This is a genomic window from Agrobacterium sp. 16-2014-1-2a (genome assembly GCF_053522705.1).
Window position 1 is genome coordinate 23,678 of sequence record NZ_JBNWBX010000009.1, and the last position, 25,418, is coordinate 49,095.

Consider the following 25,418-nt stretch of genomic DNA (forward strand, 5'->3'; position numbering starts at 1 on the left):
GCTGCCGAAACGCAATTGGCAATTCCAATATTCCTATGCAAACTCAATCTCATAACCGCGCAAAAAAGAAAGGCCATTCCAGGACTGGGATGGCCTCAGATGGATCGCGACATCCATGTGAAAGGGCGCGCTTGAACATTCAGGGTGCATTGGCATCCAGCATCTCTTCAGTGGAGGGCCTGAATTTGTAGCCTCGGTTCGGCAGGCGAGCCACTATACTTAGGTGTCAGTCCGACTAACCAAGCATTGGATACCGCGCAACCAGATCCTCGCCTACAACCATCTCGTCAAACAAACGATGTGGGCAGGAGCTGAAGATGCAGATTTCAAAACATGTTCTTTCTCTCAAGGACCGGCCTGCAGCCTTCGAAAGCCCGGCGGGATCGATCATGCGCCTTGGTCGCAATCAACTGCCAATCCTCAAAGGCCTTTCAATACGCAGGCTGGTGCTCACGGCACACGCGATCAGGGAGCCTCACTGGCATGCGAATGCCAATGAACTGGGCTACTGTGTCCGCGGCCAGGTACTGGTGACTGTCGTCGGCAATCATGGCAGCCGCGACGTCTTTCTTATCGGCATTGGCGAAATGTTCTTCGTTCCGTCAGGCACGGTTCACGCAATTGAAAATACCGGTGAGACGGAGGCGGAGTTCATCCTTGCCTTTTCGAACGAGGATCCGGAAGATTTCAGCCTGTCTGGCGCCTTCGACGTGATGTCCGACGCCGTGCTGCTGAGCACATTCGAGTGGCAACCGCAAAAGCCGCCGAGTTTTGGCAGGCTGAACGCAAACACAGAGATATTCGACCTGCAGGCCCAGCCAGCCGTTGAAAAGCAGGCGCTTCATCCAAACAGGCTCAAATTCCGTGTCGAGGAGTCAGCGCCGCACGTATCGTCGCCGGCGGGCTCTGCAAGGACCGCGCAGGCTCCGGCTTGGTCTGTTCTAAATGGTCTTTCGATGTTTTCTGTCCGCATCAGCGAGATTGGCCTGCGCGAACCGCACTGGCACCCCGAGACCGCCGAAATGGGCTATGTGCTCGAAGGGACCGGTCAGATGACAGTCCTTGATCCCGATGGAAGCGCTGACACTTATTCGATCCATCCGGGTGACGCCTATTTCGTGCCGCCAGCTTACCCGCATCACATCGAAAACACCGGCAGTGGCACACTGCATATCCTGATTTTCTTCAGTCGCAGCGCGCCACAAGATATCGGTTACCGAGCAGCGGCGGCCGGTTATTCACGCAATGTGATCGCTAGCCAGTTGGGCCTTTCCGAGCAAGCCCTCCTGCCTCTTCCTGTCGATATCGACGATCCGCTGATCGTTGCACGGCTCTGAATCCCTGAATCCCTGAAACCCTGAAACCCAAACCCAAACCCAATGGAGATTACCATGAACCGCACCCTCGCTGAAAAACATCGCAAGTCGCCTCTTGCAACACCGACTGCCCTTGGCACGAACGCAACCGCCGATATTTCCGGCGCGTTGACGGCGCTGCTGGCCGATGTCTTCGCGCTTTATCTCAAGACGAAGAATTTTCACTGGCATATGAGCGGTCCGCATTTCCGTGATTACCACCTGATGCTGGACGAGCAGGGCGAGCAGATCTTCGCCATGACGGATGACATTGCCGAGCGAGCCCGCAAGATCGGCGGCACCACGCTTCGTTCGATCAGCCATATTTCCAGGTTGCAGCGGCTTCTCGACAACGACGCCGATTTCGTGACCCCGGCGGATATGCTGGCCGAGCTTCGCGACGATAACCTCACACTCGTCTCGCTGATGAAGGCGACACACAATCTTTGTGAAGACCATGGCGACATCGCAACCGCCAGCCTGATCGAAAACTGGGTGGATGAGGCAGAGCGCCGTGCCTGGTTCCTGTTCGAAAGCACCCGCGGCGCCGAATGAGCGCGCGAAATTTCGGAGAGGCCCATGATCAACGAACTTTCACTGTCCCGTCGGCAGGTCCTGTTGGCCGGCACCACGGTTTCTCTGGCCTTGGCCATGCCGGCGATGGCTTCCGAAAAGAAAATTTCCCGTAACCCAGAAGGAATTGCATCGATGACCACGAATTTCGTCACCACCAAAGACGGCGTAGAGATCTTCTTCAAGGACTGGGGTCCGAAGGATGCACAGCCGATCGTCTTCCACCATGGCTGGCCGCTGTCGTCAGACGACTGGGATGCCCAGATGCTGTTCTTCCTCAGCAAGGGATATCGTGTTGTGGCCCACGACCGCCGCGGCCATGGACGCTCCAGCCAGGTGAGCAATGGTCACGACATGGATCATTACGCTGCCGATGCCTCCGCCGTCGCCGAATATCTTGACCTGCGCAATGCCGTTCATATCGGCCACTCCACAGGCGGCGGCGAAGTCGCTCGGTACATCGCACGGCATGGTCAGCCACAGGGCCGCGTGGCAAAGGCTATCCTCGTCAGCGCCGTTCCGCCGCTGATGCTGAAAACCGCAGCCAATCCTGATGGCACACCGATGGAAGTCTTCGATGGGTTCCGTAGCGCCCTGGCAGCCAATCGCGCGCAGTTCTTCCTCGATGTTGCGTCGGGCCCATTTTATGGTTTCAACCGGCCGGATGCGAAAGTTTCGCAGGGTGTGATCGACAATTGGTGGCGCCAGGGGATGATGGGCAGCGCCGTGGCGCACTATGAAGGTATCAAGGCGTTTTCGGAGACAGATCAGACCGAAGACTTGAAGGCGATTACCGTTCCCACGCTGGTGACCCAGGGTGATGACGACCAGGTCGTTCCCTACAAGGCCGCCGTAGAGCTTCAGGCCAAGCTGATCAAGAACAGCACGATGAAGATATACAAGGGCTTCCCGCACGGGATGCTGACCACGCATGCCGACGTGATCAATCCAGACCTGTTGGCCTTCATCAAGGCTTGATTGTTTCCCTATCCCAAGACGTGTGTGGCGGCTCCCCAAAGGGCCGCCACTACAAATGCGGGGTCAGCGGGTTAGTCAGCCGCTCGTCGCGAAAGCTCGCGGGCCAGATCAAGAAACGCTTTCACTCCAGCCGACAGATTTCGGCGTCCGGGATAATACAGGCAGAGCCCCGGATAAGGTGGTGTCCAGTCCTCCAGCACCCGGACGAGGCGCCCCGCTTTGATGTCGGGGAGCACTTCCTCTTCCATGGTATAGCCCAGGCCGGTACCTTCCAGCACCGAAGTCCTCACAAGGCCCGCTTCATCAAGTGTGATCGGGCCTCGCACATCGATTTGCACCGGCTCGTCGTCTTTTTCAAACCGCCATCGAAACAGTGAGCCGTCCGGCAAGCGAACGCGAATGCATCTGTGATTGAGAAGATCCGGAGGAACCACGGGTTTGGGATGTTGCGCGAAATAGTCCGGAGAACCAACAACAGCGTGTCGCTGGGGCCGGCCGAGCGAAACGGCAATCATGTCGCTGGGAACGAGACCTGCCACCCTGACGCCCAGATCAAAACCGTCATTGACGATATCAACCATTTTTCCTTCCGTGACCAGATCAACATTCATCTCGGGATAGCGACGCAGGAACTCAAGCACGAGCGGTGAGATGATGGCGCGTGCTGCAAACGGTGCCGCATTGATGCGTATCGTTCCAGACGGTGTCTCGCGTTGAGAGCGCACCGTTTCCAGAGCGGCATGAAGGTCCTGAAGCGAAGGCGCAACCTGCTGTACAAAGAGCCTGCCGGCATCTGTCAGCGAGACGCTGCGCGTGGTGCGATTGAACAATCGTACGCCGAGCCCCGCCTCAAGCCTGCCGATGGTGTGGCTGAGCGCAGTTGTGGACATACCGAGATCGATAGCCGCTGCGCGAAACGTCCCGCGCCTGGCGATCGCGATGACTGCTTCGAGTTCCCTAAGGTCCAACTGTTCCATTATCCCGATCTGTTCAACATCACGTGCTTATTTATCCCACTTATCCATGCAATGGTAGAGCACTAACTTAGGGGCACCTCACAAGGAGAAATAAGATGGATATGCCCCAAGTTGTGAATATGTATTTTGACGCCGACACCCGCAACGATGCCGACGGGCTGTTGCAAACGCTTGATGTCGATGCGGTGGTCGAGGACGAGAATGCCCGCTATCAGGGCACTGCCGCCATCCGTCAATGGTGGATGGCCGCCAAGAGGTCGGCTCAATACGTTGCCGAACCTGTGGAAACCACGGTTGACGGTGACAAGGTACTCGTGCGGGCGAGGGTGAGTGGCAAGTTTCCCGGTAGTCCGGTGATGCTAATCCATGCCTTCACGATCAAGGACGACAGGATCGTCAGGCTGGAGATCCGGTCATGATCGACTTTCTCAATCTGAAAGGCAAACGCGCACTCATTACGGCTGGAACCAAGGGTGCTGGCGCTGCGACCGTCAGCCTGTTTCGCGAACTCGGCGCAAAGGTGCTGACGACAGCGCGCGCCCGTCCGGAAAACATGCCGGAAGAATTGTTCGTCGATGCGGACCTGAGCACCGAAGAGGGATGTGAAATCGTCGCAGAGGCCACGCGGCGGCGCCTTGGCGGCGTCGATGTCATCGTCCATATGCTGGGTGGCTCCTCAGCATCGGGGGGCGGCTTTTCTGCCCTGTCGGAGGATGACTGGCACAAGGAAATGTCGCTGAACCTTTATCCGGCTGTCCGACTGGATCGGCAACTGGTCCCGGATATGGTCGCCCGGGAAAGCGGCGTCGTCGTGCATGTGACATCCATCCAGAGAGTCCTGCCACTTCCGGAATCGACAACAGCCTATGCCGCAGCAAAAGCGGCACTTTCGACCTATAGTAAGGCGATGTCGAAGGAAGTGTCGCCCAAAGGCGTGCGCGTCGTTCGGGTTTCGCCGGGCTGGATCGAAACGGAAGCCTCCGTCCACCTTGCAGAGCGCCTGGCGAAGCAGGCCGGAACTGACCTTGAGGGTGGCAAGAAGATCATCATGGATGGACTGGGCGGCATTCCGCTCGGCCGCCCGGCAAAACCGGAAGAGGTCGCAAACCTGATCGCCTTCCTCGCTTCCGACCGTGCGGCTTCGATTACTGGTACCGAATACACAATTGATGGGGGGACGGTGCCGACAGCGTAGGTTCCGAGATGCGCCTGCAGATCAGGCGGGCGCGTCCCACCCGCCGATCTGTGAATAGATCGCGTCGCGGAGATGGCGGACGTCGTGGTTCAGATCGGCCAGCTCCTTTGGAGTTTGCATTGAAGCTGCAAGCAAGGTGTCGCTGAGGCAACCCGCCCTGTGCTGCAATGCGCGGCCTTCCTCGGTCAACGCGATCACCACCTGCCGCTCATTGCTGAGGTTTCTGGTCCTGCGCAACAAGCCGGCTGTCTCAAGGCGCTTCAAGATCGGCGTCAGTGTGCTCGATTCCAATGCGAGGGCTTTTGCAATGGCGCCAACGGTTTGCTCATCTCCGCTCCAAAGCACGTTTAGCACGAGATATTGCGGGTACGTCAGCCCCAGCTCATCCAGAAGGGGCTTGTAAGCGCGCTGGATGGCAATGCCGGCAGTATAAATTGCGTAGCACAGCTGGTCGTGCAAGGGCAGTGGATTGTTGTGACGTATGGTCATTCTAGGCTCCTTCACACATACATATAGCCAATCATACGGCAAAAATAAATATCGCGATAAGAATTATCTTGACGGAAGCATCGGCATCTGTCAGCTTATGTGTATCGCGATAACAGTTATCGCAAAATAAAGAAGGAAGAAGCCATGACACGCAAGTCCGCAACCGCCCTTTCTGCAATTGCCGCCGCCGCATTGTCTGCCGCACTGCCGGCAAACGCTGCCGACACCATTTCCCAGAACCAGTCCGTAAAAAACGTCGTGCTCGTCCATGGCGCTTTTGCTGACGGCTCTGGCTGGAAGGGTGTCTACGACAATCTCACAAAGCGTGGTTACCGCGTGACCATCGTCCAGAATCCCCTGACCTCTCTGGCGGACGACGTTGCCGCCACAAAGCGTGCTCTCGAGCGGCAGGACGGTCCGGTCATTCTGGTCGGACATTCCTGGGGCGGCACCGTCATTACAGAAGCGGGCGTTGATGAAAAGGTTGCTGGCCTCGTCTATGTCTCTGCGCTCTCGCCAGATGCCGGCGAAACGACAGCCCAGCAATATCAGGGGTTTGCTCCCGCATCGGAATTCGTCATCGAAACCACGAAGGATGGTTTTGGATATGTCAGCCCGGCAAAGTTCAAGGCCGGTTTTGCTCATGACGTTAGCGATGCCGATGTTGCGTTCATGAGGGACGCTCAGGTCCCGATCAACATGTCGGCGTTCGGCACGAAGCTCGAACATGCTGCCTGGCGTACCAAGCCCAGCTGGGCTGTGATCGCTACCGAGGACAAGGCATTCGACCAGGCAATGCTGATCCATATGGCCGAACGCATCAAAGCCAAGATCACCAAGGTCTCAGCAAGCCACGCCCTGTTCATGACGCAGCCGACGGTCGTCGCTGATACCATCGATGCTGCCGCCAAGGCCGTCTCGGCAAAGCAGAAATGATAGGTTCCGCGTTATCGGGACAATCCGCACTGTCCCGATAACGACCGGGACGTATTATTTCGAATTTCACAACAAACTATGAATTATTAGTTCAATTGTTGTGCCCGCGACTTGGTAGCAATATCCACGCATCAGACGAGCAACGGCGTCGCCTGAAACACGAAACCATACATTTGCAGGACGTGAGATGACCCAGAACGACTTTTCCATAACGCGCCGTGGCGCACTGCTTTCAGTTGGTGCAGCCGCAGCGGCGATGGCCATTTCACCCGTATTCACCTTCGCAGCAAACGCTGCCCCCACCAACACATCAATCGAAGGAAACAAGACCATGGGTACTATCACCACCAAGGACGGCGTCGAAATATTCTTTAAGGATTGGGGCTCCAAGGATGCTCAGCCCGTCGTCTTCCATCACGGCTGGCCGTTATCGTCTGACGACTGGGATGCCCAGATGCTGTTCTTCCTCGCCAACGGTTACCGGGTCGTTGCCCATGATCGCCGTGGCCACGGACGCTCTGCCCAGGTTTCCGAAGGGCATGATATGGACCACTATGCCGCCGACGCTTTCGCTGTCGTCGAAGCGCTGGATCTGAAAAATGCCGTGCATATCGGTCATTCCACCGGCGGTGGCGAAGTGGCGCGCTATGTGGCGAAGTTTGGTCAGCCGGCCGGTCGTGTCGCCAAGGCCGTTCTGGTATCGGCAGTCCCACCGCTGATGCTGAAGACCGCAGCCAATCCCGAAGGCCTGCCGATCGAAGTGTTCGACGGCTTCCGTTCGGCGCTGGCGGCCAATCGGGCGCAATTCTTCCGCGATGTCCCGGCCGGCCCGTTCTACGGTTTTAACCGCGATGGCGCCAAGGTTCAGGAAGGCGTAATCCAGAATTGGTGGCGCCAGGGCATGATGGGCGGTGCAAAGGCGCACTATGATGGCATCAAGGCCTTCTCCGAAACCGACCAGACGGAAGATCTGAAGGCAATCACGGTGCCGACGCTCGTTCTCCACGGCGAAGACGATCAGATCGTTCCAATCGCGGATTCTGCACTGAAGTCCGCCAAGCTGCTGAAGAATGGTTCGCTGAAGACCTATCCCGGCTTCTCGCATGGCATGCTGACCGTGAATGCCGATGTGCTGAACGCCGATCTTCTGGCATTCATTCGATCCTGACGATAAGAGGTGGCCGTGGCGGAACCTGCCACGGCCACTGATGCAATCCTTGCCGTACTACCGATCGAGACGACGATGCAGTTGACGCCCGAGCTTGTAGCCCTGACCATCAGAGACGTCCGTGACGACGGCCCAGAGCCGGGCTGGACGCCGTTATCTGAAACAGAACTTGACGCTCTGGTTGCCGCTATCGAGCGTGAAGCCGATAGCGATCCAATCTGGGTGTTTGCATACGGTTCCCTCATCTGGAATCCTGAGTTCAAGCCAGCCGGCAGGCGACGTGCCACCGCCCATGGCTGGCATCGTTCGTTTTCCCTGAAAATCGAGCGCTGGCGGGCAACGAGCGCGCAGCCAGGTCTGATGATGGCACTTGAGCGTGGTGGACAGTGCGACGGCGTCATCCTGCAACTCTCGTCCGAGCGGCGGCGTGACGACCTTCGAGCTCTCGTCGCCCGCGAAATCAGGTATCGGGAAGTCATCGACATGGTGCGCTGGGTAAAGGTCAAAACGCCTGACGGCATCCAGAAGGCTCTGACATTCTGGGCGAGCACAAAGCGCGCGGGTCTGACGGCGCCGCTACCGGTGGAAACGACGGCAAAACTGATCGCCAGCGCCTGCGGAGAGGGCGGTTCCTGCGCCCAGTATCTGCACAACACGATCGTCGATCTTCAGGCAGAGGGCATTCGCGATCGAAACCTCTGGCAGTTACAGGCGCGGGTCGCGGCCGAGATCTCCGCACAGCAAGGACGCTGTGGCGGGACAGTCCGGGATATCAATCAAGCATGACCATCTGCGCCGCAACCTGCTCCTCGAAGAATTTGGAGAAGGATGCAATGCGGGGAGGCAGAGCCTGATAGGGCGGGTAGTAGAGGGTCAACCACAGATCGGGTGGGGCCCAGCCCTTGAAGACGTGCACGAGGCGCCCACTCTTGAGGTGTTCCGAGACATGAAAGTTCGGCAGCATGGCAACGCCTGCTCCATCTGCGGCCATGTCGGCCAGAACCTCACCATTATTGGCGCTGAAGGCGCGCCCTGCCGATATCGTCATGCTCGAGCCGCCGTCCGAGAGCACCCAGTTCTCTCGCCGGCTTTCGCCGCTATAGGCGAGGCAATCGTCTGGCGTCAGCTCGTTCGGATGCTGCATCTCGACAAACCGGCTTCCCGGTGCCGCAACCAGAATGCGCGGCACGACGCGGATTTTCCTCCATATCGTGAACTTGTCCGATGGCTGAGACGAGATGCGGATCGCCAGATCGTAGTCATCATCAACGATATTCACCAGTCCGTCGGACAGTGATATCTCGAAGCCCATCTTCGGGTACCGCTCTTTGAAGCCGGAGAGGATCGGTGGGAGCACCGCCTTGCCAAACCACGTCGGCGCACTGATCCTGAGACGCCCTTCGTCGGCTTTGTGAGCGTTCATCACGTCGCGGCGCGCTTCTTCAAGCGTCTTCACCGCCGGCTGAATCTGGGCGGCGAAGATCGCACCGTCTGTTGTCAGCGACACTTGCCGGGTCGTACGGACAAACAGCTGAACGCCGAGTTCGGCTTCAAGTGCCGCAATAGCCCTTGTGACTGCAGCCGGCGTCATGTCGAGTTCGCGGGCAACCTGGGCGAAATTTCGCTTTTCGGCCGCAAGGAGGAAGGTTCGCAGAGCTTTGTAATCGTTCATTGGGATTGTTTCAAAAAGAGCAACGCAGTCGAAATTAATATTGCAATTCTCTGGCGTGATCAATCGGTCTAGATATTCGTCAACAGCCAAACACTAACGGCGACATTGAAAGGCAAGGACATGATCAAGGATATCAAGGGACTGCATCACGTAACCTCAATGGCTTCGGATGCGCGTCAGAACAATCGCTTCTTCACCGACACACTGGGCCTGCGTCGCGTCAAGCAGACCGTTAACTTCGACGACCCGAACGTCTACCACCTTTATTATGGTGACGAGAACGGCTCCGCAGGCACCGTCATGACCTACTTCCCGTTCCCGAACATGATGCTGGGTCGTCCCGGTGTTGGTGAGGTCGGGGAAACCCAGTTCTCCGTGCCAAAGGGCGCATTGAAATTCTGGCAGGATCGGTTTACCGCGCACGGTGTCGATGGCTTGAAAACTGACACCGTCTTTGGCGCCAACAGACTTCAATTCATGGGTCCGGACGGTGACAGTCTGGCGCTGATTGAATCTGCCGATGACAACCGCGCGCCGTGGCTGGCGGACGGCATTCCGGGCGATGCAGCTATCCGCGGTTTTGCCGGCGCCCGGTTCAGCCTGCACGATACTGCCGCGACAGAAGAGCTTCTGGGTTTCATGGGGTATCAACGCGCCGAGAAGGAAGGTGACGTGACCCGCTTTATCATTCCCAATGGAAACGGCGCCGATACGATTGATGTCGCAGCACTGCCGAAAACGTCGTTTGCCCGTCAGGGCGCCGGTTCGGTTCACCATATCGCCTTTGCCGTCGAAAACCGCGAAAAGCAACTCGAAGTTCGCAAGGCACTGATGGACACCGGTTATCAGGTTACGCCCGTCATTGACCGCGATTATTTCTGGGCAATCTACTTCCGCACACCAGGCGGCGTGTTGTTCGAGATTGCCACGAACGAGCCGGGGTTTGACCGGGACGAGGACACGGCACATCTGGGCGAGGCGCTTAAGTTGCCGAGCCGGTATGAAGCGTTCCGTGACCAGATCCAGGCAAATCTCGAGCCGCTGACTGCCTAACAACCCCCGCTCACTGGTGTCTGTGGCAACTGATCGGGCTTCTATGGAGAAATGCCAATGGATCAATTGGGAGCAATCAGAGCCTTTGTTCGCGTCGTCGAGGCCGGATCCTTTGCAAAGGCTGCCAGCACGATGGGTGCGCCACGGTCCACCGTGAGCAAGCTTGTTCAGGATCTTGAGGCCAGCTTGAGCCTCAAATTGTTGGAACGAACGACACGTTCACTCACGGTGACACCCGAGGGCGTTGCTTATTACGAGCGCGCCCTCCGGCTGATCGCCGATTTCGATGAAATGAACAACGAGGCGACCCGCGGGCGCCTTGCCACCAGGGGAAAACTTCGTGTTGACGTAGGAGGGACCTTCGCCAATACGATTCTGATCCCTCGGTTGCCAGAGTTTTACGCGCTCTATCCAGAGATCGAGTTGCACCTTGGTGTGACAGAACGTCAGGCCGACATCGTTGAAGAGGGAATAGATTGCGTCATTCGTGCCGGAGATCTGCCCAGCGCATCTCTTGTTGCGAAGAAACTATGCAGCGTCGAGATAGTCACCTGCGCCACCCCGGCGTACCTCGAAAAATACGGCGTGCCAGCTTCGCCATCGGATCTGCAGCGTGATCATGTTTTCGTTCAGTACTTTTTCGCGCGCAGCCTGAAGGCCGCACCAGTGCGATTGATGAATGGTGACGAGAAAATAGAAATCTACAGCCCGATCAAGCTCTCCACCAGTGATGCGACTGCGCATTTGCATGGAATATTGGCGGGGCTGGGTATTGGACAGACATTTGAATTCTTGGCACGCGCCCATATCGCTCGCGGCGCACTGGTCCCCATCCTGCAAGATTGGGCGCCACCACGTTATCCTGTTCACATAGTTAGGCCAGCGGGCCGGTTTCCGAGCGTGAAGTATCGGGTATTTGCAGACTGGGTTGCGGGCGTGTTTTCTGCCTACGATGAGGGCATCGCCACGTCCTGATAGCTTTATCCATATCCATGGATAGTTACTCCACAACGGCGGGCTTCTCCACGTTCTCCTTTGACGATATCCCACGGCTGATGTGAGCCCGTGGCTCTATCCCGAATGGGAGTATGCTGTGACAGGCTTGGCTCCTTGGTCGCACGAACCCACCTGCAATTTGGAATAACGGTTGTTCAGATCAAGTATAAGGCGACGTGATCGCGATATGGGGCGTCAATGCCAACGGTGACCCGCCATCTTGTCGCGTCAATACTCAACGGCAGACTGCCAAGGATTACGCGGCTCACACACCGCGCAACCGTTGTTCACTGGCAGTGCCGCGCAGAGCCAATTCAGCCAAATCGCTTCCCACCGAGCAGCGAAACCAAGGACGCTGCAGAGGTCTTCAAGGCCGACTCTGCGCATCAAATTTCCTTCAGAAGTTTTCGTAAAGAGTGGCCGCGTATCGCAGCCCCGTGCGAAGTCCGCAGCTCAGCCGGATCGAGAGGTTATTGTTGCGATAAGAGCAATTCATTCGCAATTAATATTGCAATTCTACGGGGTCGCAAGTCGCGCTACCTTTTCTTTCAGCAGCCGAGGCAGCAAGCGAAAGAAAGCATCGGTTTCAACCTCCCGACGGTCTTGGAAGCTGTGTCCCTGGGCACGGCATCCGACCGAAAGGTCCTGCTCATTTCATAACCGGCCGCATTCGCGGTCCAAAACAACCGAAGAGGAATTGACATGTCCAAGCTTGAAGTTCTTACCCCCGCCAACAGCCAGCTCATTTTCATCGATCAGCAGCCGCAGATGGCATTCGGCGTTCAATCGATCGACCGCCAGACCCTGAAGAACAACGTCGTTGGCTTGGCCAAGGCTGCCAAGATTTTCAACGTGCCAACCACGATTACCACGGTTGAGACCGAGAGCTTCTCGGGCAACACCTTCCCCGAACTTTTGGCCGTCTATCCGCAGAATGACATCCTTGAACGCACCTCGATGAACTCCTGGGATGATCAGAACGTACGCGATGCGCTGGCAAAGAATGCTGCCAACGGCCGCAAGAAGATTGTCGTCTCCGGTCTGTGGACCGAAGTCTGCAACACGACCTTTGCACTCTCTGCTTTGCATGACGTTCCGGAGTACGAAATCTACATGGTCGCCGATGCTTCCGGCGGCACCTCTTCCGATGCGCACAAATATGCAATGGACCGCATGGTGCAGGCTGGCGTCATACCCGTCACCTGGCAGCAGGTCTTGCTCGAATGGCAGCGCGACTGGGCTCGCAAGGAAACCTACGATGCGGTTACCACACTGGTGAAGGAGCATTCCGGCGCTTACGGCATGGGCATCGATTACGCAGTCACCCACGTCCACGGCGGTGCCGAGCGTGTCAGCCATGGCAAGCGCATCGGCCCGAACCCCGCGAAGTAAGCCAGATCAACCGCTCCGGTGACGCATCGGAGCGGTTGTCCGTTTTAACGAGGATGACTCTCATGAAAATCTATCTTCTGTCTCTTGGCGCGGGTCTGCTGGTCGGCATCGTCTACAGCCTGCTCAACGTGCGTTCGCCTGCTCCGCCGGTTATCGCGCTTGTCGGCCTGCTCGGCATTCTCGTCGGTGAGCAGATCATCCCGCTCGCCAAATCGCTCTGGAGCAAGGAGCCGGCAGCGGTTTCCTGGCTCCAGCAGGTGAAGCCGCACATGTTCGGTCACATGCCGAAGGGCGGAAATTCTCCGGAGATTGCCCATCGTTCGCAAACCAATTTGGAGGAGCGGAGCTGATGACGACGCGCCGAACCTTCCTTGGAGCGGCCTCGAGCCTGGCGTTTTCGAACCTCTTCTCAAAGGCCAATGCCGCCGATCCCAACCAGACCGGAATAGATACCATGCACCCAGACCTGATCCTCCATAACGGTCGCTTCACGACCCTTGACCGCACCAATCCAAACGCGACCGCGGTCGCCATCAAGGATGGACTGTTTCTTGAAGTCGGTTCAGACAGCGAGGTCATGTCCCTTGCTGGTTCCAACACCAGGATCGTCGATCTCAAGGGCAAGCGCGTCCTGCCCGGCCTCATCGATAACCACACCCACGTTGTGCGTGGCGGGCTAAACTACAATATGGAATTGCGCTGGGACGGCGTGCGCTCGCTGGCAGATGCAATGGACATGCTCAAGCGCCAGGTGGCGATAACGCCAGCCCCGCAATGGGTGCGTGTTGTCGGCGGGTTCACCGAACACCAGTTTGCGGAGAAGCGTCTGCCGACGATCGAGGAGATCAACGCAGTCGCGCCAGATACCCCAGTATTTCTGCTGCACCTCTATGACCGCGCGCTCTTGAACGGCGCTGCACTGCGCGCCGTCGGTTACACCCGCGATACGCCCAATCCACCCGGTGGCGAAATCACCCGTGATGCCAACGGCAATCCGACTGGCCTGTTGCTGGCCAAGCCTAATGCCGGCATTCTCTATTCCACCCTTGCCAAGGGACCCAAACTGCCTCTCGACTATCAGGTCAACTCCACCCGCCATTTCATGCGTGAGCTCAATCGTCTTGGCGTAACGGGTGTGATTGATGCAGGCGGTGGCTTCCAGAACTACCCCGATGACTACGAGGTCATTCAAAAACTTTCTGACGAGAACCAGATGACGGTGCGTCTGGCCTACAATCTCTTCACCCAGAAGCCCAAGGAAGAAAAGCAAGACTTTCTCAACTGGACGTCTTCAGTCAAATACAAGCAGGGCAACGACTATTTCCGTCACAACGGTGCCGGCGAAATGCTGGTCTTCTCCGCGGCGGACTTCGAGGACTTTCGCCAGCCACGTCCGGAAATGGCGCCGGAAATGGAAGGCGAACTCGAAGAAGTGGTGCGCGTTCTGGCCGAGAACCGTTGGCCATGGCGCATGCACGCCACGTATGACGAGACAATTTCCCGTTCGCTTGACGTCTTCGAGAAGGTCAACAAGGACATTCCGCTTGAAGGTCTGAACTGGTTCTTCGACCATGCCGAAACCATCTCGGACCGGTCCATCGACCGCATTGCGGCCCTTGGTGGCGGCATCGCAACCCAGCATCGCATGGCCTATCAGGGCGAATATTTTGTCGAGCGATATGGCCAAGGCGTTGCCGAAGCGACCCCACCGATCCGAAAGATGCTCGACAAGGGCGTCAACGTTTCCGCCGGCACGGATGCGACCCGCGTCGCCTCCTACAACCCCTGGGTCTCGCTGTCCTGGATGGTGACCGGCAAGACGGTTGGTGGCATGCAACTCTATCCGCGTGCCAACTGCCTTGATCGCGAGACGGCTCTGCGGATGTGGACTGAAAAAGTCACATGGTTTTCGAATGAAGAAGGCAAGAAAGGCCGTATCGAGAAAGGCCAGTTCGCCGACCTTGTCGTTCCCGACAAGGACTTCTTCTCCTGCGCCGAAGACGAGATCTCGTTTCTGGTATCGGAGCTGACCATGGTTGGCGGCAAAATCGTCTATGGAGCAGGTGACTTCAAAACGCTCGACGAGAACGACGTGCCACCTGCAATGCCCGACTGGTCTCCAGTCCGCAAGTTCGGCGGATATGCTGCATGGGGTGAGCCGGAAGGAGCTGGCGCGCGGTCTCTAAGGCGCACGGCTATCTCGACCTGTGGCTGCGCCAGCGATTGCGGCGTGCATGGTCACGACCATGCAGGAGCCTGGACCTCGAAACTGCCGATCGCCGACCTCAAGGGTTTCTTCGGCGCTCTTGGCTGCTCTTGCTGGGCAGTCTGATCGTGTCCTCGCTTGGGCGACTTTTGTTCGCCCAAGCGATCCGACCCCATAATTGCAATATTGGCAATTAAATCGAAACTATTGCTGCAATTGTTGGCAGTGCGATCACCGGCCAATATCGCTCCATCAAACGCGGCCGCTCGATCCCGTCAGCGACCAAAAAGGAGCAGGATATGACCTACCAATCCCCTATATCGAATTCGGCCTTGAGCGGACTTGCACGCGTCGTCGGCTCTCCCATTACGAGAACTGTATCGCTGCTTGCTCTCTGCGCTGCCTACATCCAGGGTCCACTCACCAAGATTTTCGATTTCAATGGCGCGCTTGCTGAGATGAATCAATTCGGTCTGCACCCTGCCGCTCTCTTTGCCGTCGTCGTCATCGTGTTCGAGCTTACGGCCTCCGCGATGGTGGTCTCGGGCTTCCTGCGCTGGGCAGGCGCACTCGCACTTGCAGGCTTTACGCTTCTCGCAACGTTCATTGCTCTTCGCTTCTGGGAAATGGCGCCCGGCATGGACCGCATGATGGCAACGAACGCCTTCTTCGAACACATCGGTCTGGCCGGTGCATTCATCTTCGTTGCAGCGGCCGACCTTGCAAAGGGAGCGGGTAAATGAGCGCCACGAAAACATCCGGGGGCACCTTTGCTCCTCTCGCACAGCCCGTCTTCGCGGTCCTGTGGATTGCAACGGTTCTCGGCAATACCGGAAGCTTCATGCGCGATGTCGCAAGCTCATGGCTGATGACGGACCTCTCGGCATCGCCTGCTGCAGTCGCCATGGTTCAGGCGGCCGGAACATTGCCGATCTTCCTGCTTGCCATTCCGGCAGGCGTTCTCACCGACATTCTGGATCGCCGCAAGTTCCTTATTGCGGTCCAGCTCCTGCTGGCCTCCGTAAGTATCTCACTGATGGTCCTCTCGCAGACAGGCATGCTTTCCGTGAGCGCACTGATCGGCCTGACCTTCCTCGGCGGCATTGGTGCCGCATTGATGGGCCCGACCTGGCAGGCGATTGTTCCTGAACTGGTGAAACGCGAGGACGTGAAGAGCGCTGTCGCTCTCAACTCCCTCGGCATCAATATCGCTCGTTCCATCGGCCCAGCTGCTGGCGGTTTGCTTCTGGCAGCGTTCGGGGCGGGGATCACCTATGGCGCAGACGTTGCAAGCTACATCTTCGTTATCGCGGCTCTGGTGTGGTGGCCACGTGCCAAAAACGCCAACGACGCTCTACAAGAGAACTTCTTCGGCGCGTTCAGGGCTGGCCTACGTTACACTCGCTCAAGCCGCCCCCTGCATGTCGTCCTTCTTCGTGCCGCCATCTTCTTCGCATTCGCCAGTGCCGTCTGGGCACTTCTTCCGCTGGTTGCCCGTCAACTGCTGGGTGGTGATGCCAGCTTCTACGGTATTCTGCTTGGTGCGGTCGGCGCCGGTGCGATCGGTGGAGCATTGGTCATGCCGAGGCTACGCGAACGCCTGAGCTCGGATGGTCTGCTTCTTGGCGCAGCGGTGATAACCGCAGTTGTCATGGGTGTCCTTTCGCTCGCCCCGCCGAAGCTCGTCGCCATTATCGCTCTTCTGTTCCTCGGTGGTGCTTGGATCACCGCCCTTACGACCCTGAACGGCGCAGCCCAGGCTGTTCTGCCCAACTGGGTGCGTGGGCGTGGCCTTGCTGTCTATCTGACCGTATTCAACGGAGCCATGACGGCGGGCAGCCTCGGCTGGGGTGCTGTGGGCGAAGCCGTTGGAATTCAGACCACATTGCTTATCGGTGCAGCTGGCTTGCTCGTTGCGGGGTTCATCATGCACCGCGTAAAGCTCCCGGCTGGTGACGCCGACATGGTGCCGTCCAACCACTGGCCGGAACCGCTGGTCGCCGAGCCTGTTGCTCATGACCGTGGTCCTGTCCTGATCCTCATCGAGTACAAGGTCGAGAAACAGCATCGTTCAGCCTTCCTGCGTGCTCTCGACCACCTGTCTCAAGAACGCCGCCGCGATGGTGCCTATGGGTGGGGTGTGACGGAAGACTCCGCCGATCCGGAAAAGATCGTCGAGTGGTTCATGGTGGAATCCTGGGCTGAGCACCTCCGCCAGCACAAGCGGGTTTCCAACGCCGATGCAGACGTGCAGGGAAAGGTTCTGACCTACCATGTTGGTCCGGACAAACCCGTCGTTCGTCACTTCCTGACGATCAATCGGCCAGGGGCGGCGTAAACATTCCATAAAAAGGGCGGCTCTGGCCGCCCTTTTTATGCCATTTGACGCAGGAAACTTGGAGCCGACTAAACTTTTCTCATTCATCCGTTGTCGTGAGAAGGTACCAGATGGATGTCGGCCATCCTCCCCGCCAGAAAGGCGCGACCAAACGGCGCATATACGGATCGATTAACCGGCTCTTGCTGCATTCGAAGCGAAAAAGCCGCAATCGAGCTTTACAACTGTCTGAAAGACGTGGAGGAGCGTGGTACCGTGAAACATCCTATCCCAGCGCTGTTTGTATGTATGGCGTCGCTCGTCGCCTCAGCCGCCCCCGTTTTCGCAAATTGCTTTTCTCTGGTTGGGCGGCCTGAATGGCCGCTCATTGCAGGGGCAGTTTCCTCAGCACAGGTTTGTGAGCAGCTCCCAGCCGGACCCAACCAAACTCGCAGTTTCCGCGTGCAATCCGCAGAACTTTGCCGTGGCGTGGATCAAAACTCCACTCTCAGAGCTACGGCCATAGTTACTTGCGGAAGCCCTCCCGACGCGCTTTTCGAGATGCCACCGATGCAGTCGGAGATTGCGGTGATCGTTTCAGTCAACGAAAGAGCATGCAAAGTCACCGATGCTCAAATTCAGATCGGCGGTGAGCTGGGAAGCCTCCTGCCCGGCACGGTGGATGCCAGCGAACTCGCGAGGCGCTGGACGGGGTCGCAATTGTCGCAACTCTGCCAGATGCGTTAGTTTTATGATCGCGTGGTCTACTCTCTCTCGAAAGAGAGCCTGGGTGACAGTGGGCGGCTTACTGTGGCTGCCCCATGGATCGCTTATGCCGATTTATGAGCCTCGCTAATAAGTGTTAGCGAAAAGGCGCATCTAATCATCTTCTTTTGCTTCCCTATGTTGAGATATGGCGTTTCTCCGAATGCGCCAGGCCATCAACAACGAATGGAGCTGGAGATGAGAGATCACTCACATTTGGAACTTTCGCGGCGGGACTTACTTGTTTCCTCGGCGGCGGCAATTGCTGTCACGGGAGTTGCGGCAAAAGGAGCCGCAGCAAAGTCCTCGGGGGAAGAAATGAATTTCAAGACGAGTGTTTCCTTCAAAGTGAACGGCGAGATGCATGATCTCGAACTCGACAATCGCACGAGCTTGCTCGACGCCTTGCGCGAGCACCTTCATCTAACCGGCACAAAGAAAGGCTGCGATCACGGACAGTGCGGCGCTTGTACCGTGATGGTGGATGGACGCCGGATCAATTCGTGCCTGACGTTGGCTGTGATGCACGACGGTGACGAGGTCACCACCATCGAGGGCCTCGGGCAACCTGGAAACCTGCATCCCATGCAAGCCGCATTCATCAAACACGACGGTTTTCAGTGTGGTTACTGTACTCCCGGACAAATCTGTTCCTCCGTGGCGGTCTTGGAGGAAATCAAGTCGAACATCCCAAGCCACGCCACTGCAGACATTTCCGCAAAGGTGGAAGTCACCGCGGCAGAAGTTCGGGAACGAATGAGCGGAAACATCTGTCGATGCGGCGCCTACTCGAACATTCTCGATGCAATTGCCGAAGTCGGGGGGATCGAAGCATGAGAGCCTTCACATACGAGCGAGCCACAACGGCTCAGGCGGCAGCGAAAGCGGCAGCAGCCAATCCGGAATCCAAATTCATCGCCGGCGGGACAAATATCCTGGACTTGATGAAGCTGGAGATCGAGCACCCGGCGCATCTCATCGACATCAACGGAGTTGGTCTCGACAAGATCGAAACCACCCCTGATGGCGGTCTGCGCATAGGGGCTCTGGTACGCAATACCGATCTGGCAAGCGACGAGACTGTCCGTCGCGACTATGGTTTGCTTACCCGCGCCCTGGTCGCCGGGGCGTCTGGTCAACTGCGAAACAAGGCCACCACCGCGGGCAATCTCCTCCAGCGCACGCGCTGTCCGTATTTCTATGACACCAACCAACCGTGCAACAAGCGGCAGCCGGGAAGCGGATGTTCGGCCCTTGGCGGTTTTTCGCGACAGCATGCAGTCGTCGGAAGCAGCGAATCCTGTATCGCCACCCATCCCAGCGACATGGCTGTTGCGATGAGGGCGCTCGACGCAACCGTCGAAACGGTCAATGGCGACGGTCGTAGCCGCGCAATCCCGATCGCAGACTTTCACAGGCTTCCCGGCGATACCCCACACATCGAGACGGTCCTGGAGCCGGGCGAGTTCATAACTGCGGTCACGCTGCCGAAGCCAATTGGGGGCAAGCATATCTATCGCAAGGTGCGCGATCGGGCCTCCTACGCGTTTGCGCTCGTATCCGTCGCTGCGGTGATCCAGCCGGATGGCACCGGCCGCGTGGCTGTAGGTGGCGTCGCTCACAAGCCCTGGCGAACAGGCTCAGGTGACCAGGAGCTGAAGAGCGGTGCAAAAGCCGCAAGTGCGGCACTTCTCGGCGACGCTCGCCCGACGGAGCAAAATCGCTTCAAGATAACCCTCGTGGAACGAACGATCGGTGCGGTGATCGCAGAGGCAAGGGGATAACGACCATGAAATTCGACACACCTGCAATCAACAATCCCATCGACCGGATGAAAGTCGTCGGTCAGCCTATCCCCCGCATTGACGGCCAAGAGAAAACGACGGGCCGAGCAATGTATGCCTACGAATGGCATGATCCGAATATTCCTTACGCCTACGGGTATCCGGTCGGTGCCGCGATTGCGAAGGGCCGTATCCGGTCGATATCGACCGACGCCGCAAAGCGGTCCCCCGGCGTTTTGACGGTTGTCACCACCTTGGACGTGGGCAAGCGCGAGAAGGGTAAATTCAACACAGCCAATCTTTTTGGTGGCGATGAAGTCCAGCACTATCACCAGGCGGTGGCAGTGGTCGTCGCAGAAACCTTCGAGCAGGCGCGCGCCGCAGCTTCGCTTGTGACAGTAGAATATGAAACCGCGCTCGGGAGCTTCGATCTCAAGAAGGCCAAGGACAGTGCGGTCAAGCCCGACGAGAAGCAGCAGCCCGACACGGCAGTCGGTGACTTCGAGGGAGCCTTCAAGAGCGCACCGGTCACTCTCGACGAAAGTTATACCACTCCAGATCAGTCACATTCCATGATGGAGCCCCATGCGTCCATCGCTGCGTGGCATGGCGATAAACTGACCGTTTGGACGTCCAGCCAGATGATTGATTGGTGGCGATCCGATCTGGCGACTACACTTGGTATCGACAAGGACAATATCCATTTGATGTCGCCATTCATAGGTGGGGGTTTCGGGGGTAAGCTTTTCTTGCGGGCCGACGCGGTGCTCGCTGCCTTTGCAGCAAAGGCTACTGGACGTCCGGTCAAGGTCGCGCTTCCCCGTCCGTTCATAGCCAACAACACGACGCATCGGCCGGCGACGATCCAGCGTATTCGCATTGGAGCGACACAGGACGGCAAAATCACCGCGATTGCTCACGAAAGCTGGTCGGGTGACCAGCCTGGGGGCCAGCTGGAAACGGCTGTCAATCAGACACGACTGCTCTACGCGGGTGAGAACCGGATGACTGCCATGAGACTGGCCACGCTTCACTTGCCAGAAGGCAATGCGATGCGGGCGCCCGGCGAAGCGCCGGGGTTGATGGCCCTCGAGATCGCCATAGACGAGATAGCCGAAAAGGTGGGCGTCGATCCGGTCGAGTTTCGGATACTCAACGACACTCAGGTCGACCCTGAGAAGCCCGAGCGCGCTTTTACCCAAAGGAACCTGGTCGGCTGTCTCAAACTCGGCGCGGAACGGTTTGGCTGGAACCAGCGCGGCAAGCCGGGTTCCCGACGAGAAGGAAACTGGCTGATCGGATCTGGTGTCGCAGCCGCTTTGCGCAACAATCTTCTCCTCCCATCCGCAGCAAGGGTTCGGCTCGGCGTGGACGGCATTGCAACGGTTGAAACAGATATGACCGATATCGGGACCGGCAGCTATACCATCATCGCACAAACAGCAGCTGAGATGCTGGGCCTGCCGGTCGATCGAGTAGCCGTCCAGCTGGGCGATTCCCGCTTTCCGGTTTCGGCGGGGTCGGGCGGGCAGTTCGGCGCGAACTGTTCTACCTCCGGCGTCTACGCAGCCTGCGTGAAGCTTCGTGAGGCGGTGGCGCAGAAACTCGGCTTTAACACTGATGACGTCGTGTTCGAGAACGGACAGGTTCGATCTGGAAACCGTTCGGTAGCGCTTACGGACGCGGCTGCGCCAAACGGCCTTGTTGGCGAGGATGGAATGGAATGGGGCGATCTTTCCGAAGCCCATCAACAGTCAACGTTCGGTGCCCACTTCGTGGAAGTCGGCGTTGACGTGGCAACTGGTGAAACGCGCATTCGACGCATGCTGGCCGTCTGTGCGGCCGGACGGATCCTGAACCCGATAACAGCGCGCAGCCAGGTCATTGGTGCCATGACAATGGGTGTGGGTGGAGCGCTATCAGAGGAGTTGGCGGTCGATACGAAGCAAGGCTTCTTCGTCAACCACGATCTGGCTGGCTACGAAGTTCCGGTGCATGCCGACATTCCTCATCAGGAAGTGATTTTCATGGACGAAGCAGACCCCATGTCGTCGCCGATGAAGGCCAAGGGCGTTGGCGAGCTTGGTCTCTGCGGGGTTTCTGCAGCTGTCGCCAACGCAATCTACAATGCCACCGGGGTGAGGGTGCGTCACTATCCTGTGACGCTCGACAAGATCATAGGCGGGCTGCCGGATGTTGCATGACGACATCGCCGCCCTCACGGATATCTGTCCTCAGGAGGATATCCAAGCTGCGACAAAGCCGACGCCGGTCAGGTCGTTGCTCACCGATGATACGGAAGAAATATTTGGCTTTGCGATAAGGGAGCTTGCAAAGGGCAGGGTGGCACTTGCCACCCTTGTCGAAATTCGCGGGGGAGCGGCGCGCGCGCTTGGCTCCCATGTCGCCATTGCGGCCGATGGTCGTTTTTGTGGTTATGTGTCTGGGGGCTGCATCGAGGCAGCGGTCGCTTCCGAGGCGCTCGACGCAATGGGCGAGAACAGAGATAGGGAGGTGAAGTTCGGATTAGGCTCCCCCTTTTTCGATATTGCCCTGCCGTGCGGCGGTGGGATTACCGTGTCGATCCACGTGCTGCAAAATACCGAGATGTTGAGCGGCGTTCTTGAACAGCTTCATCAGCGCCGGACCACGGGCCTGTGCTACACGAGGCAGACCCAACAGCTCGAGATCGTCGAGCCGCCATCGCGGGCCGGTTACGCCGACGACCGCTTTTTCACGGTCTATCGGCCGCGCACGCGTATCGTGATTTCCGGTCAAAGTATAGAGGCCGAGAGGGCCGCTGATATAGCCCAATCCTCCGGCTACGACGTGGTGGCCTGCACAGCGAACGAAAAAGTTGTGCCCGATATCGATCAGTACACCGCTGTTGTTCTTCTCCACCACGACCTTGATGCGGAGCAGGCCGTTCTGCAAGCCGCGTTACGGTCACCCGCATTCTACATCGGCGCCTTGGGGAGCACCCGTACACACCGTAGACGGGTCGATTTCCTTGTCAGCTCCGGTTTCTCCCGGGCAGATACTGATCGGATAAGGGCACCGATCGGGCTTTTCGGGCCAACCCGCGATGCGAACTCCCTTGCCCTGTCCATCCTTGCCGACATCGCGGCGAGCCGCTTGTCCCTCTATGCGTGAGGTTCGGTGTGGAAGCGGCAGGAGATAGACGAGTTTCAGTTGCCGTGGTTGTCCTGGCCGCTGGACGATCGAGCAGGATGGCGGGTGCCGGGCACAAGCTTCTTGCGCGTTTTCGGGAAACCAGCCTCGTTCGTCGGGCCGCATTGGCAGCGCTTGGGGCCGGCAGTCGTTCTGTGGTTGTTGTGACCGGATACCGAAGCTCGGACGTCGAGGCCGAAATTGCAGGGCTCGACCTGATCATCGCGAGAAACTCCAACTTCAGTGACGGAATGGCAAGCTCGATCGTGCTCGGCGTCCAGCGCGCCGCGTTGCAAGCTCCCGACGGGATTATGATCATGCTTGCGGATATGCCGTTGCTTGAACCTGCGGATATTGACGCACTAATCGGCGCTTTTGCGGAGAGAAACGGAAAGGCGATTATCCGCGCGGTGTGCGAAGGAAATCCGGGAAACCCGGTTGTCTTTCCTCGCGCCGCATTCCCGCAGCTCATGGAGCTTATAGGCGACAGCGGCGCGCGCAAGATAATCACCCAATCTGGTCTCGACGTCATCGACATAGAGATCGGCGAAAGCGCCAAGGTGGACATAGACAACACAGAGCAGCTCGTTGCTTTAGGTGGCCATCCAGAAATCGACTGATCATCGAAACCTCATGTGTGCAGAGGCGTGGATCGCTTTTTTTACATCGACACCCCTTTTTATTGTCCATCACCGAACATTTGTCGTGCTTAACGCGTTACTTCAGTTGCGGCACAATGATGTGCCCATGGAGGTGGTCATGACCAAATTCGCGCTTTACGTTCCGCTCGAGGCAATGCCCGGCAAGGAACAGGAGGTCGCCGAGTTTCTGCGATCAGCCATACCGCTGGTCAATGCAGAGCCCGGCACGATTTCCTGGTACGCGATACAGGGAGGCCCAAGTTCGTTTGCAATCTTCGATACGTTCGACGATGAGGACGGTAGGGATGCGCACTTAAATGGCCAAGTCGCTGCAGCCTTGATGGCGAAGGCAGAGGCAGGGGACCTGTTCGCCAAGCCGCCGCAGATACACATGCTGTCTATCCTCGCCGAAAAGCGTTCATAGCCCAGACTATTCGGCCCTCACAATGTCGAACAGATGGGCTCAGATCGGCAACAAAATGAGATAATATCTCGTTGACCAATAGCGGGCGGCTGGGGTTGCGGTAGCAATCATAAAAGCCTCCGTTAGTGGTCGGCAGTTCGAACAAAGTCAGCGCGTGCAGAGTTCTTCCGCCGCTTCGAGCTAATACCTTTGACTTTGACGGACCTTCAGCATTTTGCAACCGTCGCCACATAGACCGGCGTCGGCGCTTAGATCCTCGTTGAGAGCTTTGAGTCCTTTGTGCAGGGAAAGATACTCTCATGCGGATCGTGATCTTCGTTCCAAAGGACGTGCATTCTCTCGAGCTTGCAGGGCTAATGGACGTGTTTGCCGAAGCAAATGCCCGTGTTGAAAAGTTATTCTACGAAGTTGCTGTCTTGGCAGGGCACGAGGGTACGATCCGCTGTGCATCGGGGCTAAAAATCCTGACCGACTGCGCTTTCGATGCGTACCTTGGGAGCCCCGATACATTGCTTGTGGCCGGGAGCGTCGGAGTTCCGCAAAGTCCGGGCGGGCGTGTTGTCGACTGGATTGTTAAAATCGCGGCTCAGGCGCGACGCTATGGCTCCGTCTGCACAGGGGCATTCGTGCTTGGCGAGGCAGGTCTACTAAAAGACCGGCGTGTCACGACGCACTGGCAGTTCGCGTCACTGTTGGCCGAGCGCTTCCCCGAGACGCGGGTGGAAAGCGACCGGGTTTTTGTGCGTGATGGCGCGATGATCACGTCGGCCGGTTCCAGCGCGGCTATAGATCTCGGCCTTTCCCTCGTCGAGGAGGACTTGGGCCGGGAGATTGCGCTCTACGTTGCTCGCCGGCTCGTCGTGTTTCTGAAGCGACCAGGCGATCAGTCGCAGTTCAGCGTGCATCTGGCGGCACAGGCTATCGACCGCAGCCGTCTACACAACGTCCAGCAATATGTTCTGAACCATCCGGCGGCGGACCTCTCTGTCAGCGCCTTGGCGAAGATCGCGGCCATGAGTGTGCGGAACTTTACGCGTGTTTTTTCGCAGGAGGTCGGTATATCGCCATCAGACTATGTCGACCGGACCCGTATCGACGTTGCGCGCTTCCTTTTGGAGGGGAGCCGCCTGCCAATCGCATTGGTGGCAGCGAGAAGTGGTTTTGGATCGACACGCGCGATGCGCCGTGCCTTTGTTTCGCGCGCTGGAGTGACGCCGTCCGACTACCGTGATCGCTTTCGGACGTCTGGCGATGGCGCGAGAATCAGTTTGTCCGAAAACGGCTGACGCTTGTCCTGGAACCGCCTCTGCTGCGGGTTGCCCCGTC

At 57.8% G+C, this 25,418-nt stretch carries 26 protein-coding genes; 23 read left to right on the forward strand and 3 right to left on the reverse strand.

Features of this window, described 5'->3' with window-relative positions:
- The first annotated feature begins 317 nt into the window (after positions 1–317).
- From ACQZ45_RS21960 to ACQZ45_RS21970, 3 genes are read left to right on the forward strand one after another with little or no spacing between them, the layout of a single operon-like run.
- Entirely contained in the window at positions 318–1,337 is a 1,020-nt protein-coding gene (locus ACQZ45_RS21960) for a cupin domain-containing protein (RefSeq protein ID WP_333704566.1), read from the forward strand.
- Positions 1,338–1,391: 54 nt separating this feature from the next.
- Positions 1,392–1,910 carry a Dps family protein gene (locus ACQZ45_RS21965; protein WP_003519251.1) on the forward strand — a complete coding sequence of 173 codons (519 nt, stop codon included), beginning with the start codon at positions 1,392–1,394 and terminating at the stop codon, positions 1,908–1,910.
- 24 nt (positions 1,911–1,934) lie between these two features.
- Positions 1,935–2,906 carry an alpha/beta fold hydrolase gene (locus tag ACQZ45_RS21970; RefSeq protein ID WP_448742550.1) on the forward strand — a complete coding sequence of 324 codons (972 nt, stop codon included), beginning with the start codon at positions 1,935–1,937 and terminating at the stop codon, positions 2,904–2,906.
- 71 nt (positions 2,907–2,977) lie between these two features.
- Here the strand turns inward: ACQZ45_RS21970 and ACQZ45_RS21975 are convergent, their stop codons facing one another.
- Positions 2,978–3,883: a LysR family transcriptional regulator gene (locus ACQZ45_RS21975; RefSeq protein ID WP_333711321.1), complete on the reverse strand. Its 906-nt coding sequence runs from the start codon at positions 3,881–3,883 to the stop codon at positions 2,978–2,980.
- Positions 3,884–3,978: 95 nt separating this feature from the next.
- On the opposite strand from ACQZ45_RS21975, the gene ACQZ45_RS21980 reads away from it, so the two are divergent.
- Positions 3,979–4,302 carry a nuclear transport factor 2 family protein gene (locus tag ACQZ45_RS21980; RefSeq protein ID WP_333711320.1) on the forward strand — a complete coding sequence of 108 codons (324 nt, stop codon included), beginning with the start codon at positions 3,979–3,981 and terminating at the stop codon, positions 4,300–4,302.
- Positions 4,299–5,078: an SDR family oxidoreductase gene (locus tag ACQZ45_RS21985; protein WP_065658416.1), complete on the forward strand. Its 780-nt coding sequence runs from the start codon at positions 4,299–4,301 to the stop codon at positions 5,076–5,078. Before ACQZ45_RS21980 ends, ACQZ45_RS21985 begins: the two co-directional genes overlap by 4 nt.
- Before the next feature lie 21 nt (positions 5,079–5,099).
- On the opposite strand, the gene ACQZ45_RS21990 is transcribed toward ACQZ45_RS21985, so the two are convergent.
- Positions 5,100–5,567, reverse strand: coding sequence for a MarR family winged helix-turn-helix transcriptional regulator (locus tag ACQZ45_RS21990; RefSeq protein ID WP_333711319.1), 468 nt, complete (start codon positions 5,565–5,567; stop codon positions 5,100–5,102).
- A 144-nt stretch (positions 5,568–5,711) separates the two neighbouring features.
- Between ACQZ45_RS21990 and ACQZ45_RS21995 the strand changes: the two genes are divergently transcribed.
- From ACQZ45_RS21995 to ACQZ45_RS22005, 3 genes are all read left to right on the forward strand, one after another.
- Positions 5,712–6,503 carry an alpha/beta fold hydrolase gene (locus ACQZ45_RS21995; protein ID WP_013762166.1) on the forward strand — a complete coding sequence of 264 codons (792 nt, stop codon included), beginning with the start codon at positions 5,712–5,714 and terminating at the stop codon, positions 6,501–6,503.
- Positions 6,504–6,834: 331 nt separating this feature from the next.
- Entirely contained in the window at positions 6,835–7,671 is an 837-nt protein-coding gene (locus tag ACQZ45_RS22000; RefSeq protein WP_416333375.1) for an alpha/beta fold hydrolase, read from the forward strand.
- 75 nt (positions 7,672–7,746) lie between these two features.
- Positions 7,747–8,457, forward strand: coding sequence for a gamma-glutamylcyclotransferase (locus ACQZ45_RS22005; RefSeq protein WP_025595163.1), 711 nt, complete (start codon positions 7,747–7,749; stop codon positions 8,455–8,457).
- On the opposite strand, the gene ACQZ45_RS22010 is transcribed toward ACQZ45_RS22005, so the two are convergent.
- Positions 8,444–9,343, reverse strand: coding sequence for a LysR family transcriptional regulator (locus tag ACQZ45_RS22010; RefSeq protein ID WP_003519235.1), 900 nt, complete (start codon positions 9,341–9,343; stop codon positions 8,444–8,446). The two genes, ACQZ45_RS22005 and ACQZ45_RS22010, sit on opposite strands and share 14 nt — an antisense overlap.
- A 120-nt stretch (positions 9,344–9,463) precedes the next feature.
- Here ACQZ45_RS22010 and ACQZ45_RS22015 point away from each other — a divergent pair, with 120 nt between their 5' ends.
- The 15 genes from ACQZ45_RS22015 to ACQZ45_RS22085 all read left to right on the forward strand — a co-directional run bounded on the left by ACQZ45_RS22015 (position 9,464) and on the right by ACQZ45_RS22085 (position 25,378).
- Entirely contained in the window at positions 9,464–10,396 is a 933-nt protein-coding gene (locus ACQZ45_RS22015; RefSeq protein WP_003519234.1) for a VOC family protein, read from the forward strand.
- A 57-nt stretch (positions 10,397–10,453) separates the two neighbouring features.
- Positions 10,454–11,371, forward strand: coding sequence for a LysR family transcriptional regulator (locus ACQZ45_RS22020; protein WP_003519232.1), 918 nt, complete (start codon positions 10,454–10,456; stop codon positions 11,369–11,371).
- A 723-nt stretch (positions 11,372–12,094) separates the two neighbouring features.
- A complete protein-coding gene (locus tag ACQZ45_RS22025) occupies positions 12,095–12,784 on the forward strand; it encodes a hydrolase (protein ID WP_013762171.1) in 690 nt (229 codons plus the stop codon).
- 62 nt (positions 12,785–12,846) lie between these two features.
- Complete coding sequence (locus tag ACQZ45_RS22030; RefSeq protein WP_003519470.1) at positions 12,847–13,134, forward strand: XapX domain-containing protein; 288 nt, start codon at positions 12,847–12,849, stop codon at positions 13,132–13,134.
- Positions 13,134–15,116 carry an amidohydrolase gene (locus ACQZ45_RS22035; protein ID WP_013762172.1) on the forward strand — a complete coding sequence of 661 codons (1,983 nt, stop codon included), beginning with the start codon at positions 13,134–13,136 and terminating at the stop codon, positions 15,114–15,116. Before ACQZ45_RS22030 ends, ACQZ45_RS22035 begins: the two co-directional genes overlap by 1 nt.
- Before the next feature lie 173 nt (positions 15,117–15,289).
- The gene (locus ACQZ45_RS22040) at positions 15,290–15,733 is read left to right on the forward strand and encodes a DoxX family protein (RefSeq protein WP_448742551.1); all 444 of its coding nucleotides are present in this window, start codon (positions 15,290–15,292) and stop codon (positions 15,731–15,733) included.
- The gene (locus ACQZ45_RS22045; RefSeq protein ID WP_333711316.1) at positions 15,730–17,328 is read left to right on the forward strand and encodes an MFS transporter; all 1,599 of its coding nucleotides are present in this window, start codon (positions 15,730–15,732) and stop codon (positions 17,326–17,328) included. Before ACQZ45_RS22040 ends, ACQZ45_RS22045 begins: the two co-directional genes overlap by 4 nt.
- A gap of 549 nt (positions 17,329–17,877) precedes the next feature.
- Positions 17,878–18,054: a hypothetical protein gene (locus ACQZ45_RS22050; protein WP_448742552.1), complete on the forward strand. Its 177-nt coding sequence runs from the start codon at positions 17,878–17,880 to the stop codon at positions 18,052–18,054.
- Positions 18,055–18,270: 216 nt separating this feature from the next.
- Positions 18,271–18,909: an aldehyde dehydrogenase iron-sulfur subunit PaoA gene (paoA, locus tag ACQZ45_RS22055; protein WP_035202503.1), complete on the forward strand. Its 639-nt coding sequence runs from the start codon at positions 18,271–18,273 to the stop codon at positions 18,907–18,909.
- Complete coding sequence (locus ACQZ45_RS22060) at positions 18,906–19,856, forward strand: FAD binding domain-containing protein (protein ID WP_013762176.1); 951 nt, start codon at positions 18,906–18,908, stop codon at positions 19,854–19,856. The genes paoA and ACQZ45_RS22060 overlap by 4 nt, the downstream gene beginning before the upstream one ends.
- A 5-nt stretch (positions 19,857–19,861) precedes the next feature.
- Positions 19,862–22,060: an aldehyde oxidoreductase molybdenum-binding subunit PaoC gene (paoC, locus tag ACQZ45_RS22065; RefSeq protein ID WP_025595156.1), complete on the forward strand. Its 2,199-nt coding sequence runs from the start codon at positions 19,862–19,864 to the stop codon at positions 22,058–22,060.
- Positions 22,050–23,009, forward strand: a complete 960-nt coding sequence (locus ACQZ45_RS22070) for an XdhC family protein (protein WP_025595155.1) — start codon at positions 22,050–22,052, stop codon at positions 23,007–23,009. The genes paoC and ACQZ45_RS22070 overlap by 11 nt, the downstream gene beginning before the upstream one ends.
- A 44-nt stretch (positions 23,010–23,053) precedes the next feature.
- Positions 23,054–23,647 (forward strand): nucleotidyltransferase family protein, encoded by a 594-nt coding sequence (locus tag ACQZ45_RS22075; protein WP_441360827.1) that lies wholly within the window; start codon positions 23,054–23,056, stop codon positions 23,645–23,647.
- Between the two features lie 139 nt (positions 23,648–23,786).
- A complete protein-coding gene (locus ACQZ45_RS22080; RefSeq protein ID WP_060642898.1) occupies positions 23,787–24,092 on the forward strand; it encodes a putative quinol monooxygenase in 306 nt (101 codons plus the stop codon).
- 299 nt (positions 24,093–24,391) lie between these two features.
- Positions 24,392–25,378, forward strand: coding sequence for a GlxA family transcriptional regulator (locus ACQZ45_RS22085; RefSeq protein ID WP_333711311.1), 987 nt, complete (start codon positions 24,392–24,394; stop codon positions 25,376–25,378).
- The last annotated feature ends 40 nt before the right edge of the window (positions 25,379–25,418 follow it).